1 protein-coding gene is annotated in these 436 nt (G+C 66.3%); it reads left to right on the top strand.

The features are described 5' to 3' along the window. The coding region (locus L0D17_RS14055) for an IS1634 family transposase (protein ID WP_243095717.1) at positions 1-436 on the top strand (436 nt) is incomplete at both ends.

Here is a 436-nt window from a genome sequence, read left to right as displayed (position 1 = left end):
GTGGAGGTGGCTAAATCTGCCCGCAGAGCCTTTCCCTTTCCCGTGCGGGCTCTTCACGTGGACTCCACCAGCTTTCACGTCCACGGGGTGTACGGGAGCGGGGAAGAGGGCCAGACCGATACGGGGGACGAGCCCCTGGTCATCCGCCTCACCCACGGCTACAGCCGGGACCACCGCCCAGACCTCAAGCAGTGGGTGATGAACCTGATCTGCGCCGATACCGGGGGGATTCCCCTGCTCTTCGCTCCTGGGGATGGGAACCAGTCGGATCAGGAGGCCTTGGTTCTCCTGCTGGCGCGCTACCGCCAGAGCCTGGAACTGGGGGAGGTGGTGGTGCTGGACGGGGCCAGCTACAGCCAGGAGAACCTGGGGGCCCTGCGTGGGTTCTCCTGGGTCATGCGGGTGCCGGCCACCCTAAAGGAGGCCAAGGTCCTGC

Origin of the sequence: Thermus thalpophilus, from assembly GCF_022760915.1 — a bacterium.
In the GTDB taxonomy this organism is placed as follows: domain Bacteria; phylum Deinococcota; class Deinococci; order Deinococcales; family Thermaceae; genus Thermus; species Thermus thalpophilus.
The sequence above is the reverse complement of the archived record's forward strand: the minus strand, read 5'-3'. Positions and strand labels throughout refer to the sequence as shown.